Below are 18,892 nucleotides of genomic sequence, written 5' to 3' on the forward strand. Positions count from 1 at the left end.
GGTGGCTGATGCTACTACGCTGACAGAAGCTGGCTATGTGGGGGATGATGTGGAAAATATCCTACTGCGGTTGCTACAGGTAGCTGATTTCGATATCGAAGCGGCGCAGCAGGGAATTGTCTATATCGACGAAATTGATAAAATTGCCCGCAAAAGTGAAAATACTTCCATCACGCGAGATGTTTCTGGGGAAGGGGTGCAACAAGCTCTGTTAAAAATATTAGAGGGAACTGTGGTTAATGTGCCACCCCAGGGGGGAAGGAAGCACCCCTATCAAGATTTTATCCAAATTGATACGAGCAAGATTCTGTTTATCTGCGGCGGGGCTTTTGTGGGTCTCGATAAGGTGGTTGAACAACGCATGGGTAAAAAATCCTTGGGCTTTATTCAACCGGGGGTGAAGCCAGAAGAAGAGGGGGTTAAAACATCTGTGGACTCCACGGAAGTTCTCCAAAATGTGGAACCTCAAGATTTGGTGAAATTTGGCCTGATTCCTGAGTTTATCGGTCGGGTTCCAGTCCTGACTGTGATTTCTCCTCTTGATGAGGAAGCGCTGGTGAAAATCTTGACTGAGCCTCATAATGCTTTGGTTAAGCAGTATAAACAACTGCTGAAAATGGATAATGTTTCTTTGGAGTTTGAACCTGATGCTTTAATTGCGATCGCCAAAGAAGCCTACCGACGTAAAACGGGGGCTCGTGCATTGCGCGGGATTTTAGAAGAGTTAATGTTAGAGGTAATGTATGAGTTACCCTCCCGCAAGGATGTTAACAGTTGTGTGATTACTAAGGAAATGGTAGAAAAACGGTCAACTGCAGAGGTTCTCTGGCATCCGGCTTGGCGACGCAAGCACGAATCGGCTTAAATTAAATATACCGAAAATTGTCCGGTTAGGATTCATAGATCCTGTGGTCAGAGTCAGAGGGCGGGTTAGTTAATCAACCCGCCTTCAGATTTAGTTAGCAGTGGAAGCGGCCCCGATCGCGATCGCATCCATCGCATACATTATCAGTTTAGTCTGTGTGCGCCGTATCGTAACAGCATATCTAAACTAGCCAATCGATTTTCCCAACTTTTGACTTGGTAGGGTTTTTCCCTAGCGTGGAGGGTCATATAACCGTTAAATTGAGATTGAAAAGTAGCTAATTCTCGTTGAGCGCGACTCAAGGCTTGAGGGTTGGGGGACTCAGCCAAATTTTGCAAAGCCTGTGCTAAAACTTCTGCTTGGTTTCTAAAGCTGCTTAGTTGAGATTCCCTGATCCAGAGTTGGTCATTAGCGAGGAGAAAACTCCACTCTCGCTTGAGGGCTAAATAGCGATCGCTGGCAGCTTGGAGAGGCTGACGGTAGGGGATAATGGCGCTATGATTCCCGCCATTATTTTGAGTGCGGCGCAAAAATCCCTGCAAATTACTATCAATAGTTTCCACTGCAAAAATGGAATAGCCACCACTAGGTAAATCTCTGAGGGCTTGAATTTGGTCGATCGCCACTACATTAGGAATATCCAAAAGTTTGACGGAGGGGGCGATTAAAGTAGGCCCTAACTGTTGTGGTCCGGTGAGAGGTTGAGTAATGCGCTGTAGGCGATTAGTATCGAGGGAATAAGTCATAGGGACTAGCAAATCAAGATATCCTTGACGCGCCCAAACTTCCCAATGTTGTTGAATTTTAGCAATGCGTTCAGTTTCCGGGTGTGGAAACACCGCCGCCGAGAGAATCACATTCGGATAATTGGCGTTTAACAGTTGTCGGACATCGCGGACAAAAGATGTCACCTGGTCAGCTCGAAATTGGGTCCACTGTTGCCATAATGCCACATCACCGGGAGTGATAGAAATGGGGTCAACTCCAGTTAAATCTCGAAACTGGGTTCTGGAGGCTGTACCATAACCAAAATTAAAATTACGGTTAGCATCCTGAAAGGGATAGCGGATATAGTCGAGATGAATGCCATCAACCTGATAATTGTGGGCAATTTCTCCGACCAAACGTAATAGATAACTGCGAACTTCCCGGTTAGCTGGGTCTAGGTAAGCCTTGCGATCGTTTTCGTGCCAAGTCCGACCCTGGTTATCCAAATTAGCCCATTCCGGGTAAGCGGACAACACAGGACCTAGATAACTGTCAGGTTGTCGCAAGACGGCATTGTGTCGCTGATTAGCGGTCGCAAATACCCAAACCCAGGCGTGTAATTCCATACCCCTAGCTTTTGCTAGTTTCACCGCCTCGGCTAAGGGGTCCCAACCGACGGTCAAAGGATTTTGGGCGGGCGCAACTCGGGAGGGGTAGATGGTATATCCGGCGTTTAGAGTTTCAAAAAATACGGTATTGATTCCGGCATCTGCCAAACGGTCAAATATCTGGGCGAGTCCGGCTTCTCCTCTGGCTGCGACGATTGTACCACGATCTAGCCAAACGGCCCGAATTTCTGCGCCCGATCGCTCTCCGTCGGTGGGGTAATTTTCCCACAATTTTTGACGCGCATCTAACCATAATCTTCTGGCTGCTACCCAATTTTGGGCGGCTACCAATTCGGGAAACTGTTTAATGGCTTGTTGGGCTTGGGCGATCGCATTTTGTCTTGTTGATGGTATAGATGTGGTGACACTAGCAATTGTAGTCACTGGATTTTTCGGTTCAGCCGAAGCTATCTGCAAGTTAATGGGGGTACTACCAGAAGCCGAAGCTATAACAGCATTTTCAAACCTACCCAACAGACTCTCTAATTCCTCCCTCATCAAAATAGCGGTAGTGTTATCAATGGGGTCGTTACCTGGTTTGACCTCTAACCCGGCTGGGGCTGATTGTTCCGAGGGGTCGGTAAATAATTGCAGCAGAGAAGGACGGGGGTTGACTGAGGCTAGGTTGGGGTTACTAACTCGATTAGCTGGTGGGGGGGTCTGAATAGTTGTTGATGTCCCTGTATTTGACCGCTGAGGGGGGGTTTGAATAGTTGTTGATGTCCCTGTATTTGACCGTGGTGGGGGGGTTTGTATGGTGGTATTTTGCCGGGCTACAGAGGATTGTGGGGGAGGGGTGGCGGCGCTGTCACGATTAATAGCAGCCTGTAACCAAGCTGTATCTACTTCTGGTGACTCTCCGCGTCCCCAATACCATCCTAAATAAATAGCCTGGGTGGTCGCAATGGCGGCGGCGGAAGCGCTACTACCCTGCCAAACTCCGGCGGTGTAGCTTGCTTGGGTGGCGGGAATTAATACGCCACCTGCTACGTTTCCACTGGTGTTTACTGTGGGGGCCCAGTTTGTTATATTACGACAAATCTGATCTTGACAGCGATCGCTTTGAGTAATCGGCGCGGCTGGGTTACTCAGGGGAAAAGCCCAATAAGACCCGATTAGGGTTCTTAGTCTTTCACGGGCTAAGGGAGTTGAACGGTTCCCCACTGTCCCACTGGCTATTAGCCGCCCGCCCTGTTGTACCCATTGTTCTAATATACGAATTTGGTCTGTGGTCATTACTTCCACATTGGGAAGGAATAATACTCGCAGCCCCTGTAATGCTTCGGCGCTATTGAGATTATCTATATCAATGGTTTGATAGTTGATGCGACTGCTTTGTAGTCGGCTTTCTACACTATTCCAGTCTGCTGTTGGTAATGGGGAACGTACTACTCCTAAAATTGTTTCGGCTTTCACCAGTCCAGGAAACCAGGCGGAGAGATTAATTATAATACCAGTCAGAATCGCTGTGAGTGGGTACTTTCGGGAAGATGCCATGGGCTGTTCAGTAGTTTGTTATTGATCAAGTCAACATCCGATCTAGTCAAGATAGATAGATTGTAGTTACGCACCCAGAAAGCCTAAGTCAGGGCTATCAATTGTGGAAATCCTGATTCATTCTACAACTAAAGGCGATCGCCATAAATCGATAAATCCACCCATTTGGGAGACTCACCCCGACTCGAGTTGTTGGGTTTATTCGTTCCCTGGGTTCAGGGCGTGAGCAAATCTATGTATAGCTGCCACATTAGATATTACCGCCAAAGCTATCAGTAGGGGAAAAATTTGCCCGGTTAATAGTCCTATAATAATCAAAACTGTCCGCACAGCCCGGCTACCAATACTAGCGATACTGCTGCGACCTAATGATTCACTTTTGGCGCGAATATACGGAACCATTGTAGTTCCTAACAGTGCTATTAATCCCACTACTAAGTTATCCCTAGGGTTCCCTAAAATTAGGGCTGATATTATCAAAAAATCTACATAGCGATCTAATACACTATCGAGTAAGTTTCCGGTATCGGAAGCGATACCCCTAGACCGAGCTAGGTCTCCATCTAAACAATCTAGTAACCCACTAATTACTATGGCTAACACTGCCCAAAGATAGTAATTTTTTAGGATTAAAAAACTGGCTAAGAATCCGCCAATTAGTAAAGAAGTCCAGGTGATGCCATTGGGGGTTATCCAAGATACATTAATCAAGGCTTGGGCGATTTTGATGGTAAAAAATTGCAGGATTTTGTCTAGGGGAGATTGAGGGGAAACTATTTGATTTTCGGGAATTTCTGAGGATTTTTCGTAGACAGTATCTGACATATTTTGATGGTTGCTAAATGTTGGTTTATGACAAACTAAGTATCACAGGAGTTGACAAAAGTCAATCGGACTCAGATACCAACTCCCAGATAGCTAGGTATTTAAGGATGAAAGACACGCGCCAAATTGGGTAGGACTTCAACTTTAATGGGGGCTGAGGAAATAGGTTCCCCGTCTATGGCTAAAAATTCTCCATCTTGGGGGTCTAGGTGAAAACCTCGCAGCTTATAATATTCGATTCCTGGGATGGCTAGATGCTGTCCTTTATTGCACAATAAAAAAGCCTTAATTAAGTTAAATTTAGAGATACCACGCCGCACGAATAAGACATCTATATTTCCATCTGTGGGGTGAGAGTGAGGTGCGGGATTAAGATTATAAGCCGCCCAGGGAACATTCATCGCCCATAACAGTATATAATCATCCTCAATTATAAGGGGAGATTCACAGTCGGCAGTAATTAGGGATAATTTGCCTCGATAATGACGCAGTTTTAAGATTTCCCATAGTGCATAAATATCGGTTTTTAAAGAACCCAAAAACCGGAGATTATCCGATTTTATATCGACGGCAGCAATTAATCCCCAGGCTATGGAGAGAATGCTATAATAAAAGCGATCGCCTTGTTGAACCCGCAGAATATCCAGAGGTTGAATATTGCCTCTGGTAATGGCAATTGTAGCATTGATTGCATTATAGGTTTCTCCAGCTTCTTCTAGCAGAGTTTTACATAAGCCATTACTGGTGCCACCGGGGATTATTCCCAGGGGTGTTTTAATGGCTTTTTCCCAGTCTTGACGGTTCATTAAGCCGTTAATAACCTCATGAATGCTACCATCTCCCCCCACAACTACTAAGCCATCAATTGAGGATAAATCTATATTTTCGATGCGATTTTTGAGGTCGCCAGCATAACTGGTAAAGGTGACATTAAATGCGGTATTATGGTTTTCTAAAATGGGTTTTATTTGCTCAAATATTTGTAGGGATTTACCTTTACCACTGGCGGGATTAATGAAAATCTCTAATCGTTGATTCCAAGTTTTTTGGGGTTGATTTGACCAACTCATTATCTGCTAATTCCGGGAATTAATTAAAGGCGATCCGCGCCGCGCATTATCGCCATATTTATATATTATCATATTATGATAGTTATTGATCCACTAATTTGCCAGAAAAAATGTAAACCTCCGGGGCTATTTTGGGGATTAACTATAGTTAAAAAATCACAGATTTATTAGAGGATTTCCCACGTCAAAAAAATCTTCCATCCAGAGAGAACCAAGTAAGGCACCTTGATTAATAAACTCTTTAACTCCCTGCATATCTGCGGTTCTTTTGGCTTGAGTAAAACCTTGATTATCTCGATACAGTACCCATAACTCTTCTGGCTTTAAACTATTCACAAAAAACGGAGAATGGGTAGTTACCATTAATTGAGTATTAGCAGAAGCTGTCCGGCATTCTTCAGCCAGTTGTGGCAATAAAACCGGATGTAAGTGATTTTCTGGTTCTTCAATGCCGACTAATTGAGGAGGTTTTGGGTCATATAATACAGTTAAATATGCCAATAGTTTTAAAGTGCCGTCCGAAGCAAATTTGGCGAGAATTGGATGAGAAAAAGGAGCGTCTTTTATTTGTAATAACAAACGACCATCTGGCATAATTGATGCTGCCACTTTTTCTAAGCGAGGAATTCGGGAAGATAAAGTTTTTAAGATTGCCTCTAAACGTTGGGGATGTTGTTCTTTTAAATATTGGATAACATTAGGTAAATTATTCCCGGTGGCGGATAATCTTTCTTGGGTTCCCGCTTCGGGAATGCTGCGGGTATTGTCGGCGGTTAAATAGGATAAATACCATCCGGTAATGAACCGCCTTAAAGCACTAACCCGGGGATGTTTGGCAAATTGTCCCAAGGTATTAACTGCTAATAATTCCGGTGAGTCAAGTTGTTCCGTGATTCTTTCGTCTTGTTCGTCTGGCATTTCCCCACTAATGACTTGTCCTTCCCCCTTTTTAAAGTCCAAAAAACGGAAGGGTTTACCTTGTCCTCCTCGTCGCCAATGCAGCCATTCTTCGGCAATCAAAGGGCGATTATTTTCTTCATTGATGGCGAGATGATAGGTAATTAAAGGAGAGGCGGAGGTTTCTCGATATTTTAATTCAATCACAATGCAGCCTTGACTATCTCGGGTGCGGAGTTCTCGAAATCTACCCCGTCTATCCCAGGCTTTGCTGAGGCTTTCTGTGAAGCATTCAGATAGAAAGGCAAACACATCAAAAATTGTGGATTTGCCACTGCCGTTAGGACCTAAAAATACGGTGAGGGGAGTAATTTTTTTTAATTCGAGATTTTGTAAGGCGCGGTAATTTCTAACTTTGAGATATTCGATTTTGGGAATTGTACTCATAATTTGGCGGATCAGATATACTGCTAACTATAGCGGTGGGTCGGGGGAATCGGCAATCTATAATAGTTGGGAATAGTTTGTCAGGGTTTCCAGATAGTGTGATGGATGGGACTGTCTACTCAAGGGTTCCGATGGTGGATTGATTAACTTTGGGGGATGTCTGGGGCTGTCTGGGGGGTTTCCAGAAGGTTTTTGGTTATGACTATGAATTATTGCCGAGTTGATCCATACTTAATCTACATCCCTGAAGACAACCAGCTTTGGGCTTGAGTAAAATCAAACATAGTCGCCATAGGGCATTGGGAGACTCTAAACGGACGCAGAGCGAGGGTAAGACTACTTAGGTAGCACATTGCTGTGAAGCGTCAAGGAATCCTCGCTCCTTCAGGACGAGGAGGTATGTCAACAAGAGAGACAGGAAAAGGAGAATTTATGACGCAGCCTCTTATCCCTATCGATCAATGTCCGATTCAGATTGAGGACGATCGCACAGGTACTAATGTGGAAACTCTAAAACGGGCTTTTGCAGATAACCTGTTTTATCTTCAAGGTAAGTATGAGTCCCTGGCTACTCAGGATGACTTTTATATGGCTTTGGCTTACACTTTGCGCGATCGCCTCCTGAATCGTTGGCTAAAGACCATGAAAACTTACATGGAGAAAGATGTTAAGGTAGTTTACTACCTCTCCGCTGAGTTTCTCATGGGTCGCCACATGGGTAATAGCCTGATTAACCTGCATCTTTATGATCGGGTACGTCAAGCCGTCGAAGAGTCTGGGTTAGATTTGGATGAAATTCTCGAACATGAACCCGACCCCGGCTTGGGTAATGGGGGTTTGGGACGGTTAGCCGCTTGCTTCGTCGATTCCTTGGCTACCCTGGAAATTCCGGCCGTGGGTTATGGTATTCGCTACGAATTTGGGATTTTTACCCAGGCGATCCGCGATGGATGGCAAGCAGAAGTCCCTGATAAATGGTTGCGCTTTGGTAATCCTTGGGAAATTGCCCACCCTGACCAAGCCGTTGAGGTCAAATTAGGCGGCCATACGGAAATGTACCATAATGAAAAAGGCGAGTATAAGGTTCGCTGGATTCCCGCTAACCGAGTAGTAGGGATTCCCTATGATACTCCGGTTCCTGGTTATGATACTAATACCGTTAATCCCCTGCGTCTGTGGCGGGCTGAGGCTTCTGATGATTTCAATTTTGATGCCTTTAATGCTGGCAACTATGATGGGGCGGTCGCTGAAAAAATGCGATCGGAAACTATCTCTAAGGTGTTATATCCCAATGATAACACCCCCCAAGGTAAGCAATTGCGACTAGAACAACAGTTTTTCTTTGTTTCTTGTTCCCTACAGGATATTATCCGCACTCACCTACTGCGACATCCTAGCTTACATAATCTTCATGATACCGCCGCTATCCAACTTAATGATACTCACCCGGCAGTAGCGATCGCTGAAATGATGCGATTGTTAATGGATGAACATGAGATGGATTGGAATACCGCTTGGCGGGTTACTCAAAAAACCTTCTCCTATACCAACCATACTTTACTCCCAGAAGCCTTGGAAAAATGGTCTGTGGGTTTGTTTGAATATCTGCTTCCCCGCCACCTGGAGATTATTTATGAAATTAATCGCCGCTTCTTGGAGGACGTTAAACGTTGGTATCCTGGTGATGATAATTTGATCAGTCGTCTTTCTCTGATTGATGAGTCCGGGGAAAAATATGTCCGTATGGCGAATTTGGCTTGTGTCGGTAGTCATGCTGTTAATGGCGTGGCCGCACTACATACCGAACTCCTCAAACAAGACACTCTCCGGGATTTCTATAAGTTGTGGCCAGGAAAGTTCATTAATAAGACTAATGGTGTCACTCCCCGACGCTGGATTTTGATGTGTAATCCTAAACTGGCTGAACTTTACAACTCCAAAATCGGTGAGGGTTGGTTAAAAGACCTTAGTCAACTAAAGCAGTTGGAAAAATATGTTGATGACCCAGATTTCTGTGAGCAGTGGCGAGAAGTTAAGCTACACAATAAGCGACAGTTAGCACAATATATCTGGGAACATAATGGCATCGAAGTTGACCCCCATTCGATGTTTGATATCCAGGTAAAACGGATTCATGAGTACAAGCGTCAGCATTTGAATCTGCTGCATATTATCAGCCTGTATAATCGGATTAAGCAGAATCCTGACCAGCATATTGTACCCTGTACTTTTATCTTTGGTGGTAAGGCTGCCCCTGGTTATTTTATGGCGAAGTTGATTATCAAGCTAACTAATTCGGTGGCTGATATCATTAACCATGATCCTGATGTTCGAGGTCGCTTAAAGGTAGTTTTCCTCAACAATTTTAATGTTTCTTTGGGTCAGCGTATCTATCCGGCGGCGGATTTGTCAGAACAAGTTTCTACCGCTGGAAAAGAAGCCTCTGGAACCGGAAACATGAAGTTTGCTATGAATGGGGCGATGACTATTGGCACCTTGGATGGTGCTAATATTGAAATCCGCGAAGAAGCTGGGGCGGAAAATTTCTTCCTGTTTGGTTTGACTGCACAGGAAGTTGCTGATACTAAGGCTAAGGGTTATAATCCCTGGGATTATTATAGCAGTAATCCGTCCCTGAAAGCGGTAATCGATCGCATTGCTGATGGCTATTTCTCCCACGGCGATAAAGAGTTATTTAAGCCTTTGCTTGATTCTCTCATGTACCATGATCAGTATATGCTTTTTGCTGATTATCAGGCTTATGTGGACTGCCAGAAACAGGTCGCTAAAACTTACAGTGATCAGGATAAGTGGACTCGGATGTCTATTTTGAATGCTCTGCGGATGGCTAAGTTTTCGAGCGATCGCACTATTCGAGAGTATTGTAATGAAATCTGGAATGTTCGCTCTGTACCTATTGAAATGGAAGAGTACAGTCAAGAAAATGCCGGTTTGAATCTCGGTAAATAACTTGATTCTCGTTGGTTTTTGGGGCGGCTACAAGTCGCCCTTTTTTCATTCACAGAGTTTTTAACTAGACAATACCTAACTATCGCCGCCTTAAATTATGTCCCACTGCTGAAAGTCCATATAACTCCCCGGGTTGCATTCTTGTCTGTGCAGTCGCTGGGAGAATTAGCACCAGAGTTTTAAAAAAAAGCGATCGCCTTCGTCTGCTATAAAAATTAACGATACAGTCTAAAGTACAGATCAGCCAACCATTATACGGAAGTTTATGTCAGAGCAAAAATTTGGTGTCATTGGTCTAGCGGTCATGGGTGAAAACCTAGCCCTGAATGTTGAACGCAATGGCTTTCCTGTCGCCGTTTACAACCGCACCAGTGCCAAAACTGATGAGTTTATGCAAAAACGGGCCCCCGGCAAAAATGTCAAACCCGCCTACACCCTCGAAGAATTTGTCGCGTCCCTCGAACGTCCCCGCCGTATCCTCGTCATGGTCAAGGCGGGTAAACCTGTCGATGCCGTCATTAACCAATTGAAACCCCTCCTCGATCACGATGATATGATTATCGATGGGGGAAATTCTCTCTATGAGGACACTGAGAGGCGCACCAAGGAACTCGAAGCTACTGGTTTAGGGTTTATGGGTATGGGCGTCAGCGGCGGCGAGGAAGGCGCGCTATGGGGCCCTAGTTTAATGCCCGGAGGAACTCAGAATTCCTATGAAGCCCTTGAACCTATTTTAACTAAAATTGCCGCTCAAGTTGATGATGGCCCCTGTGTCACTTATATTGGCGCTGGCGGCGCGGGTCACTATGTCAAAATGGTTCACAATGGCATTGAATATGGCGATATGCAGCTTATTGCAGAAGCCTATGACCTCCTGCGTAATGTCATTGGCTTGAATGAACAACAGCTTTATGAGGTCTTTGCTGAGTGGAACACTACCGATGAGTTAAACTCTTTTCTGATTGAAATTACCGCCGATATTTTTAAGCAAAAAGACCCCGAAACCGGCAAGCCTCTCGTTGACTTGGTTTTGGACTCGGCTGGACAAAAAGGAACCGGACGCTGGACTGTCGTTAGTGCTTTGGAGTTGGGCGTTTCTATTCCTACCATTACTGCTGCTGTTAATAGCCGGATTATTTCTTCCTATAAGGATGAACGGGTGGCAGCTTCTCAGGAATTGCCGGGACCTAGTGCTAATTTTGATGGTGATGTTACCTCTTTCATCAATAAAGTTCGTGATGCTTTATACTGCTCCAAAATCTGCTCTTATGCTCAGGGTATGGCGCTTATGGGTAAGGCTTCTCAGGAGTTTAATTATAATCTGAATTTGGGCGAAATTGCCCGCATTTGGAAGGGAGGCTGCATTATTCGGGCGGGATTTTTGAATAAAATTAAGCAGGCTTATGACCAAAATCCTCAATTGCCTAATTTGCTACTTGCGCCGGAGTTTAAGCACACTATTCTTGACCGTCAGTCGGCTTGGCGAGAAGTTCTCGTAACTGCAAATACTATGGGTATTCCTGTGCCGGCTTTTAGTGCTTCTTTGGATTATTTTGATAGTTATCGCCGCGTGAGTTTACCTCAAAATTTAACTCAAGCACAACGAGACTATTTTGGCGCTCATACTTATGAGCGTATCGATAAACCCAGGGGTCAGTTTTTCCATACTGAATGGGCTAATGTTGATTAATTATCAGGTTTAGTCCCTTGGTGATTAACTGAGTTTTCCCTCACCCAAAACCCCCCACCTCTGGGGGGCTGCTTTATGCTATAAGGTGGCTATACATTCTATTTGGACTCGTGCATTTTCCGGGAGTTGCGACACGGCTACACAGGTGCAAATTGGCATATTTCCATCGGTAAAATAGCTAGAGTAAACGCTATTCATGCGATCGCTTTCCTGCAAGTCTACCATAAAAATCGTCGTTTTCATCACCTTAGACCAACCTACTCCCGCCGCCGTTAAAATCGCGCCAATATTATCCATCACTCGCCGCGTCTGGTCGGTAATTTCGTCATCGCATAACATAATATTTAGGCGGGGGGCTATGGCTATTTGACCAGCAATATATATACAGTCATTAATGATAACGGCTTGGTGAGGACTATTAGGAGATTTCGGCGCGTTTTCTGTATTAATAAATTCTGCCTTAGTCGAGTTTCTCCCAGACTCCCCCACTTCCATAATCAAATCATCATCGAGGTCATAAACTTCACCGTCTGGCATAATTGCGCCAATGATTTGAGCTTCTTGATAGTTAGTTAGGTACAAATTTGCATCAGTTAAATTGGCTCCGACAAAACTCGCATTTTTAACTTTGGCTTTCATTAGATTAGCTGTTTTGATGTTAGCTTGCTTGAAATTAGCCCCCTCTAAACAAGTCTCTCTCAAGATGGCTTCCTCTAGGTTTGCCATTTTAAAATTACATTTTTTGCAGTTAGCTGCAGCCAAGTTTATGCGGAATCCATAAATGCCAGAAAAATTACATCCTTCTAAATCCAAATACGACCAATTTATGGAAAACATTTTACTACCAGAAAAATTAACATTTTTGATTATAGCTTTAGCCATGTTAATATCATCAAATCGACTAGATTCCTCGAATTGAGCCCCGGTTAAATCTGCCCCAGAAAAATCTATGGTTTGCAAATCAGACTTGATAAAACAGGCGTTAGTTAAGTTGGCATTAACAAATTGTACGGATTGGAAAGTTGACCCACTAAAGTTACAATTCTTGAGATTAGCATGATCAAAGGTCATCTCTTGAAAGTCAGAGTTGCTTAAATCAGCACCTTCTAAGTTAATCTCACTCAAATTACATCCTTTCCAAGTAGTATAAGATAAATCGACTCCGGGGAAGTCGCGTTCACCTAGTTTGTATCTGTCAAACAATTTTTGTGCTTCCATTTTCAGTTAGTCCTGGTAGATGTCGTTTTGACCATATCACAGAGTAGATATCTGCTGGGTATGGCACTATAAATTATATCTGATTGTCCGCCAATGGTGCATTTTTTAGGTGCTGGCTATACATTTGATTTGTACTCGTGCATTTTCGGGGAGTTTCGACACGGCTACACAGGTGCAAATTGGCATATTTCCATCGGTGAAATACCCAGAGTAAACGCTATTCATGCGATCGCTTTCCTGCAAGTCTATCATAAAGATGGTAGTTGTCACCACCTGAGACCAACCTACTCCCGCCGCCGTTAAAATTGCCCCAATATTATCCATCACTCGCCGCGTCTGGTCGGTAATTTCGTCATCGCATAACATAATATTTAGGCGGGGGTCTATCGCTATTTGACCAGCAATATATATACAGTCATTAATGATAACGGCTTGGTGAGGACTATTAGGAGATTTCGGCGCGTTTTCTGTATTAATAAATTCTGCCTTAGTCGATTTTACCCCGGACTCCTCTACTTCCACAATCGAATAATCATCAGGGTCGTAAACTTCACCGTCTGGCATAATTGCGCCAATGATTTCAGCTTCTTGATAATTCGACCCATAAAGATAAGCATCAGTTAAATTAGCCCCAATAAAACTAGCATTTTTAAGTTGTGCTTTCATCAGATTAGCTTTTTTGAGGTTAGCTTGCTGGAAATTAGCACCCTCTAAACAAGCGTCTCTCAAGATAGTTTCCTCTAGGTTTGCCATTTTAAAATTGCAGTTTTTACAGTTAGATGATGTCAAATTATTTACCCTTAAAGTAGCCTGATAAAAACTACATCCTTCAAGGTCTAAGTATTGAAAATTCAAAGATGACTCTGACAACTTCACTTTAGAAAAATCTACGCCATTCATTTTGGCTTTCACCAGTTTACACTTTATAAACCGATTAGCTTCTTTGAATTGAGCCCCGGTTAAATCTGCCCCAGAAAAATCTATGTCATACAAATCAGACTTGATAAAACAGGCGTTAGTTAAGTTGGCATTAACAAATTTTACGGATTGGAAAGTTGATTCACTAAAGTTACAATTCTTGAGATTAGCCTGATTAAAGGTCATATTTTTAAAGTCAGAGTTGCTGAAGTCAGCACCTTCTAAGTTAATATCACTAAAATCATATCCTTGCCAAGTAGTATAAGATAAATCGACTCCGGGGAAGTCACGTTCACCTTCTGCGTATCTGTCAAGCTCTTGTGGTTCCATTTTCAGTTAGTCCTGGTAGATGTGGTTTTGACCATATTACAGAGTAGATATCTGCTGGGTATGGCACTATAAATTATATCTGATTGTCCGCCAATAGTGCATTTTTTAGGTGCTGGCTATATATTGGATTTGTAACCGTGCATTTTGGGTTGGGTGTAACCACGGATGTTATAGCGTTTCTCATGTCCATAAGGTAGAGCCCTCACCCCAAACCCCTCTCCCAAGGGGAGAGGGGCTTTGAAAAGTACCTTACTAATCCGGGAAACGCTATATACTATTTTAAACTACCTTGCGCCACAGAGATTAATCATTATCAAAAATGCCGAATTTTTTGGGTGTTTTTAAGGGTTGGTTGTTCACGGCAATTAATGCTGCTGGAAAATTACAATATTATCGAGGTGATGCACCCTAAAATTGTGGCTGTTGGTGATGTGATTTGGCGATATTTAAAGAATCAGAACTCACCCCAGACCGCCCCTAGGACTACTACATGACAAAATAACTAGCCAGCAAGATATTTGCCGATCCAGAAAAGAAAATGTGACGATCGCCCAAAACCTGTTAAAATTGAAAATGACTAATTGCATCAACCTACAATCGAAAAACTGATGCTGCCAAGGCAAGAACTACTTAACGGTATTGAAAATCGAGATTGTATCGCCAGAATTATCGACCTGGCGGAACAAGCATTGAAAACCTGGGAAATTACACAGACTGAGTTTCTCTCACCCCCAGAAATCGCAGAAGCACAAGGAATTTTTCAGCGACTGACAGAGGTACAAGCCTTCTCCTGGGGGGGCTATCCGCAAGCAGAACGTCAGCGAATGGCGATCGCCCGATCAGAACTCCCCCTCGACTCAAGCCATGTAGAAATCGCAGCGATCGACATTTCCGGGAACTTTTTATTTGACACGGCTACCCACCGAGACTTTCTGGGTTCCTTATTAGGTACGGGAATTGTGCGAGAAAAAACCGGAGATATAATAGTATTAGGAGAACGCGGCGGTCAGGCTATTGTGATTCCTGAATTGGTCGAATATCTGGAGATGAACCTAACCCAAGTGCGGACGGTTCCGGTCAAGGTTCAACCGATTGATTTAAGCGAGTTGAAAGTCCGAGAACCCAAGAAAAAAGCCATGACTACCGTTGAGGCTTCCTTGCGTTTAGATGCGATCGCTTCTGCCGGATTTGGGATGTCTCGCAGTAAAATGGTGACGCTAATTGATGGGGGTGATGTCCGAGTTAATTGGAAAGAGGTTAAACAAGCCAGCATTGCTATTAAAACCGGAGATTTAATTGCTATTCGCGGGAAAGGTAGACTCGAAGTTGGGGAGGTTTCTGTGACCAAAAAACAGCGCTATCGAGTCGAATTAACTAGATATAATTAACAGATAATTAACCTATGTGGAAGGTTCAACCATCCCCAAACATCCCTCATTGGATGATTCCAGAAATCCAGCGACATCACCCTAATATTTCGGGAAAATACTTGTGTCAACTATTACTGTGTCGGGGAATTTCGACGCGGGAACAGTTGACTAGATTTCTGGAAATTGACAGCTATCAACCCGCTAGTCCGGCAGAATTTGGGGCGGAAATGCAAGAGGCGATCGCCCGATTAACTCTCGCTTATCAGAGATTTATCAGCGACAATAACCCTGAAAAAATCGTCATTTGGGGAGACTTTGACGCGGACGGTATCACCGCCACCGCCGTTTTGTGGGAAGGGTTGCGACAGTTTTTTGGATCCTCTGTTTCCTACACTATTCCTAACCGTTTGACCGACTCCCACGGACTAAACCAACGGGGAATTGAAACCTTGGCGGCGCAAGGTTGTAGTCTGATTATTACCTGCGATACCGGAAGCACAAATTTAGCGGAATTACAACTAGCGCAAAATTTGGGTATTGATGTCATTATCACAGACCACCATACTTTACCACCCACGCGACCCCCCGTCGTGGCGATTATTAATCCTCGCAATTTACCGACTGACCATCCCCTTTATCATCTCTCAGGAGTGGCGATCGCCTATAAGTTAATAGAAGCATTATATATGGCTTTACCAGGCGTTTCTCAACAGCCTTTAGAGAATTTACTGGATTTGGTGGCTATTGGTTTAATTGCGGATTTGGTTCAACTTAGCGGAGACTGTCGCTATTTAGCTAAACGAGGGATTCAACAACTCCAAAAACAACTAGATCAACCCACCCGTCCGGGAGTTGCGGAATTGCTGAAATTGTGTCAAAAAAATGGCGATCGCCCTACCGATATATCCTTTGGTATCGGTCCGAGAATTAATGCAGTTAGTCGCATTTATGGGGACGTTAGTTGTGTCGTGGAATTACTCACCACCCCCGACCCCCAAAGGGCGAAACAATTAGCCATCAATACCGAAATAGCTAACCTTCGCCGCCGAGAGTTGCAGAAAAATCTCGCCTATGAGGTGCGGGAAAAGTTGCAAAGAATCGACTTATCTACTACTTATGCGATCGTCCTGAGTGACCCTCAATGGTCTGTGGGAGTATTAGGATTAGTCGCCGGTCAAATCGCCCAAGAATATAGCCGTCCTACTATTTTACTGACTACCGAAGGCGGCACAGAAACCGGACTGGCTAGGGGTTCGGCGCGTTCAATTAATCAAATTGACCTCTATGATTTAGTATATAATCAACGGCATCTATTGCATAATTTTGGGGGTCATCCTTTCGCCGCTGGCTTGAGTTTACCCATTGAGAATATCCCCATATTTACACAAGCCATAGACCGAGAACTCCGACAACGTATGGGGGGAATATTACTCTCTCAATCTCCTATTATAGTCGATTTGGTTTGTACTGTGGCAGAATTGGGTTCTCATTTATTCAAAGAGTTAAAATTGTTGGAACCCTGCGGAATGGGAAATCCGGTTCCCAAGTTGTTAATTAAGAATTGCTGGTTTGATAATGTTTGGAATGAAAATCCTTATGATTTACGGGGTAAAAAAGTTCAGTATATTAGGACTACCTATCACCTATTTGATGATTCTACGGAATTAGGTTTTCCGGGGGTTTGGTGGGGTCACTATAAAGAGGAATTACCCCCTGGTCGATATGATGCGATCGTCGAGTTGGATTTTAATGCTCATAAAAGATGCTACGAGGTGCGACTATTAGCTGTGCGTCCTGCTTTATCAGAAACGGAAATTAACCCCCCCTTAATTGCTGTTGATATAGCGGATTTTCGGAATCATCCCCCTGGAGAAAGTACAGTTTTAGATGATGATAATCAGCCGATTAGTTGGGAAAGTAATTATTTGGTGGTGAGTGATTGTCCGGGGAGTTGGGAGGAATTAACAGGCTGGTTTGCTGAGGCTGTCAAGGCTGGTAAAAAATTGGCGATCGCCTATTCTCCACCCCCCAGAATATCCCCCCAAGAAGTTTGGGAAAAACTCACCCAAATCGCGGATAATTTAAGCAATAATCACCAAGGAATTAGTCCCCAGGACTTATTAGAAAAATTAGCCATTGGGGATATAGCTTTAACTAGGGGTTTGCATTGTCTAAAATCCCTAGGCTACCAGATAGAATTAGCCGAGGATACCCCATCAAATAAACTGTTATATATTAGCTCTCAGACCACTGGTAAAATCGCGGATATATCTGAATCTGACCAGGATTTTGGCTCCTTACTAGACATATTTTTTGCCACCATTGAAGAAGAACAATTTACCCGGCAATATTTCTGTGAAGTTCCCCTAGAAACCATTGATGGTATGTGTAGAATCAGTTAACTGGGCATAAATCTTGCCACAAATTCCTGATATTCTGGGGTAGCTATTCCTTCCTGTAACTTAGCTAAAACCTGTGCCATATTACCTGATAATAGYGCATTGACGTCTAACCATAAACCTGGGAAAAATTGACTTTTCAGACAACCCGACTCATCTATCTGTTGTAGCTGATAGCGTCCTTCAAAGAGTACATACCAGCGAAATTCTGACCCATCAACCAGCCAGACTAAATATTCCCTTACACCATTACGGCGATAGGCGTGTAGCTTATCGTGGAGGTCTTTTGAGGCGCTACTGGCTGCAATTTCTACAATCAATTCTGGCGGTCCTTCTATATAATCATCCTCACTAATGCGCGACTGTCCCCCCGCCGCCTCTTCCATACGCAATAAAGCGTCTGGTTGGGGTTCATTATCCATGTCTAGGCGAACACTTGCGTTATCCGCCACTTGAGTCTCTGGTGTAGAAGCTGCATAAACTTGTAACCAAGTGATGATTTTGGCGTGAGGGTCGGCGTGTTGTCGGACTCTAACAGGGGATGTCATATAAACGACTCCTTCCACTAATTCAGCCTTTTTTATATCCGGTAGCAAACTATAGCGACGCTCAAATTCTACCATCGATAAGCGATCGCCATTTTCCAAAGTTGGGAGAATTGTTTGAGAAACTGATGGAGTATAATTCATAACATCACCTAACCATTAAAGTTTATTATTTATTATAGCTATCCGCGATCGCCTTTCCAGCCACTTCCGCCATGTTAGGGATTGATTGACAATCTTTGTACAAATTCCTGATATTCTGAGGTAGCTATTCCTTCCTGTAACTTAGCTAAAACCTGTGCCATATTACCCGATAATAGTGCATTGACATCTAACCATAAACCTGGGAAAAATTGACTTTTCAGACAACCCGACTCATCTATCTGTTGTAGCTGATAGCGTCCTTCAAAGAGTAMATACCAGCGAAATTCTGACCCATCAACCAGCCAGACTAAATATTCCCTTACACCATTAC

At 43.7% G+C, this 18,892-nt stretch carries 12 protein-coding genes and 1 pseudogene; 5 read left to right on the plus strand and 8 right to left on the minus strand.

Features of this window, described 5'->3' with window-relative positions:
- Window positions 1-865 (plus strand): ATP-dependent protease ATP-binding subunit ClpX (gene clpX, locus B9T16_RS14130; protein ID WP_410245065.1); only part of this gene is annotated, 865 nt, incomplete at its 5' end.
- Between the two features lie 143 nt (window positions 866-1,008).
- On the opposite strand, the gene B9T16_RS14135 is transcribed toward clpX, so the two are convergent.
- The 4 genes from B9T16_RS14135 to B9T16_RS14150 form a co-directional block, all read right to left on the minus strand.
- A complete protein-coding gene (locus tag B9T16_RS14135; RefSeq protein ID WP_410245066.1) occupies window positions 1,009-3,738 on the minus strand; it encodes a glycoside hydrolase family 10 protein in 2,730 nt (909 codons plus the stop codon).
- A gap of 198 nt (window positions 3,739-3,936) precedes the next feature.
- Window positions 3,937-4,563: a CDP-alcohol phosphatidyltransferase family protein gene (locus B9T16_RS14140; RefSeq protein ID WP_006619363.1), complete on the minus strand. Its 627-nt coding sequence runs from the start codon at window positions 4,561-4,563 to the stop codon at window positions 3,937-3,939.
- A gap of 101 nt (window positions 4,564-4,664) precedes the next feature.
- On the minus strand, window positions 4,665-5,633 hold the full coding sequence (locus B9T16_RS14145) for a diacylglycerol kinase family protein (protein WP_410245067.1): 969 nt from the start codon (window positions 5,631-5,633) through the stop codon (window positions 4,665-4,667).
- A gap of 156 nt (window positions 5,634-5,789) precedes the next feature.
- The gene (locus tag B9T16_RS14150; RefSeq protein WP_410245068.1) at window positions 5,790-6,977 is read right to left on the minus strand and encodes an AAA family ATPase; all 1,188 of its coding nucleotides are present in this window, start codon (window positions 6,975-6,977) and stop codon (window positions 5,790-5,792) included.
- 432 nt (window positions 6,978-7,409) lie between these two features.
- On the opposite strand from B9T16_RS14150, the gene B9T16_RS14155 reads away from it, so the two are divergent.
- The gene (locus tag B9T16_RS14155; RefSeq protein WP_410245069.1) at window positions 7,410-9,947 is read left to right on the plus strand and encodes a glycogen/starch/alpha-glucan phosphorylase; all 2,538 of its coding nucleotides are present in this window, start codon (window positions 7,410-7,412) and stop codon (window positions 9,945-9,947) included.
- A 265-nt stretch (window positions 9,948-10,212) separates the two neighbouring features.
- Window positions 10,213-11,637 carry a decarboxylating NADP(+)-dependent phosphogluconate dehydrogenase gene (gene gnd / locus B9T16_RS14160; RefSeq protein WP_410245070.1) on the plus strand — a complete coding sequence of 475 codons (1,425 nt, stop codon included), beginning with the start codon at window positions 10,213-10,215 and terminating at the stop codon, window positions 11,635-11,637.
- Window positions 11,638-11,715: 78 nt separating this feature from the next.
- Here gnd and B9T16_RS14165 read toward each other — a convergent pair whose 3' ends face one another.
- Together B9T16_RS14165 and B9T16_RS14170 are read right to left on the minus strand one after the other, a co-directional pair.
- Window positions 11,716-12,855 (minus strand): Rid family detoxifying hydrolase, encoded by a 1,140-nt coding sequence (locus B9T16_RS14165; protein WP_014275796.1) that lies wholly within the window; start codon window positions 12,853-12,855, stop codon window positions 11,716-11,718.
- Window positions 12,856-12,960: 105 nt separating this feature from the next.
- The gene (locus B9T16_RS14170) at window positions 12,961-14,103 is read right to left on the minus strand and encodes a Rid family detoxifying hydrolase (protein WP_410245071.1); all 1,143 of its coding nucleotides are present in this window, start codon (window positions 14,101-14,103) and stop codon (window positions 12,961-12,963) included.
- 608 nt (window positions 14,104-14,711) lie between these two features.
- Here B9T16_RS14170 and B9T16_RS14175 point away from each other — a divergent pair.
- A complete protein-coding gene (locus B9T16_RS14175; RefSeq protein ID WP_014275793.1) occupies window positions 14,712-15,491 on the plus strand; it encodes a photosystem II S4 domain protein in 780 nt (259 codons plus the stop codon).
- Window positions 15,492-15,505: 14 nt separating this feature from the next.
- On the plus strand, window positions 15,506-17,875 hold the full coding sequence (recJ, locus tag B9T16_RS14180) for a single-stranded-DNA-specific exonuclease RecJ (RefSeq protein WP_410245072.1): 2,370 nt from the start codon (window positions 15,506-15,508) through the stop codon (window positions 17,873-17,875).
- On the opposite strand, the gene B9T16_RS14185 is transcribed toward recJ, so the two are convergent.
- Complete coding sequence (locus tag B9T16_RS14185) at window positions 17,872-18,561, minus strand: Uma2 family endonuclease (RefSeq protein WP_014275791.1); 690 nt, start codon at window positions 18,559-18,561, stop codon at window positions 17,872-17,874. The genes recJ and B9T16_RS14185 overlap by 4 nt on opposite strands.
- A 74-nt stretch (window positions 18,562-18,635) precedes the next feature.
- Window positions 18,636-18,892 (minus strand): annotated as a pseudogene (locus tag B9T16_RS14190) (Uma2 family endonuclease); the annotation flags it as partial.

It is taken from the genome of Arthrospira sp. PCC 8006, assembly GCF_046480465.1.
Taxonomy (GTDB): domain Bacteria; phylum Cyanobacteriota; class Cyanobacteriia; order Cyanobacteriales; family Microcoleaceae; genus Limnospira; species Limnospira platensis.

Coding starts and splice junctions, on each gene's coding strand:
- B9T16_RS14135 (WP_410245066.1), bottom strand. CDS start 3,738: ATGGCATCTTCCCGAAAGTACCCACTCACAGCGATTCTGACTGGTATT.
- B9T16_RS14140 (WP_006619363.1), bottom strand. CDS start 4,563: ATGTCAGATACTGTCTACGAAAAATCCTCAGAAATTCCCGAAAATCAA.
- B9T16_RS14145 (WP_410245067.1), bottom strand. CDS start 5,633: ATGAGTTGGTCAAATCAACCCCAAAAAACTTGGAATCAACGATTAGAG.
- B9T16_RS14150 (WP_410245068.1), bottom strand. CDS start 6,977: ATGAGTACAATTCCCAAAATCGAATATCTCAAAGTTAGAAATTACCGC.
- B9T16_RS14155 (WP_410245069.1), top strand. CDS start 7,410: ATGACGCAGCCTCTTATCCCTATCGATCAATGTCCGATTCAGATTGAG.
- gnd (WP_410245070.1), top strand. CDS start 10,213: ATGTCAGAGCAAAAATTTGGTGTCATTGGTCTAGCGGTCATGGGTGAA.
- B9T16_RS14165 (WP_014275796.1), bottom strand. CDS start 12,855: ATGGAAGCACAAAAATTGTTTGACAGATACAAACTAGGTGAACGCGAC.
- B9T16_RS14170 (WP_410245071.1), bottom strand. CDS start 14,103: ATGGAACCACAAGAGCTTGACAGATACGCAGAAGGTGAACGTGACTTC.
- B9T16_RS14175 (WP_014275793.1), top strand. CDS start 14,712: ATGCTGCCAAGGCAAGAACTACTTAACGGTATTGAAAATCGAGATTGT.
- recJ (WP_410245072.1), top strand. CDS start 15,506: ATGTGGAAGGTTCAACCATCCCCAAACATCCCTCATTGGATGATTCCA.